This is a genomic window from Clostridium sp. YIM B02500, from assembly GCF_022324665.1.
GTDB lineage: Bacteria > Bacillota > Clostridia > Clostridiales > Clostridiaceae > Clostridium > Clostridium beijerinckii.
In genome coordinates, this window is record NZ_JAKGTE010000085.1 from 1 (window position 1) to 1,167 (window position 1,167).

Annotated in this window: 1 protein-coding gene; it reads right to left on the minus strand. The window is 36.8% G+C overall.

Annotated features, from left to right (window positions below; genetic code table 11):
• Nucleotides 1–1,150 (minus strand): staphylococcal protein A (spa, locus tag L1S46_RS26215; RefSeq protein WP_238901444.1); only part of this gene is annotated, 1,150 nt, incomplete at its 3' end.
• Nucleotides 1,151–1,167 lie beyond the last annotated feature (17 nt).

Genomic DNA, 1,167 nt, shown 5'->3' on the forward strand with positions numbered 1-1,167 from the left:
TACCAGGTTTGTTGCCATCTTCTTTGCCAGGTTTTTTGTTGTCTTCTTTACCAGGTTTGTTGCCGTCTTCTTTGCCAGGTTTTTTGTTGTCTTCTTTACCAGGTTTGTTGCCGTCTTCTTTACCAGGCTTGTTGTTGTCTTCTTTGCCAGGCTTGTTGTTGTCTTCCTCTTTTGGTGCTTGAGCATCGTTTAGCTTTTTAGCTTCTGCTAAAATTTCTTTGCTCACTGAAGGATCGTCTTTAAGGCTTTGGATGAAGCCGTTACGTTGTTCTTCAGTTAAGTTAGGTAAATGTAAAATTTCATAGAAAGCATTTTGTTGTTCTTTGTTGAATTTGTTGTCAGCTTTTGGTGCTTGTGCATCATTTAGCTTTTTAGCTTCTGCTAAAAGGTTAGCGCTTTGGCTTGGGTCATCTTTTAAGCTTTGGATGAAACCATTGCGTTGTTCTTCATTTAAGTTAGGTAAATGTAAGATTTCATAGAAAGCATTTTGTTGTTCTTTGTTGAATTTGTTATCAGCTTTCGGTGCTTGAGATTCATTTAACTTTTTAGCTTCTGCTAAAAGGTTAGCACTTTGACTTGGGTCATCTTTTAAGCTTTGGATGAAACCATTGCGTTGTTCTTCGTTCAAGTTAGGCATGTTCAAGATTTCATAGAAAGCATTTTGTTGTTCTTTGTTGAAATTGTTGTCAGCTTTCGGTGCTTGAGATTCGTTTAATTTTTTAGCTTCACCTAAAACGTTAGTGCTTTGGCTTGGATCGTCTTTAAGACTTTGAATGAAACCATTGCGTTGCTCTTCGTTTAAGTTAGGCATGTTCAAGATTTCATAGAAGGCGCTTTGTTGATCTTTGTTGAACTTATTTTGTTGCGCATCAGCTTTTGGAGCTTGAGAGTCATTAAGTTTTTGAGCTTCACCTAAAACGTTAGCACTTTGGCTTGGATCATCTTTAAGGCTTTGGATAAAACCATTACGTTGATCAGCGTTTAAGTTAGGCATATTTAACACTTGATAAAAAGCATTTTGTTGAGCTTCATCGTGTTGCGCAGCATTTGCAGCAGGTGTTACGCCACCAGATATAAGTAATGTACCTAAAGTTACAGATGCAATACCTACACCTAGTTTACGAATTGAATAAATGTTTTTCTTTTTCAAATTAATACCCCCTGTAT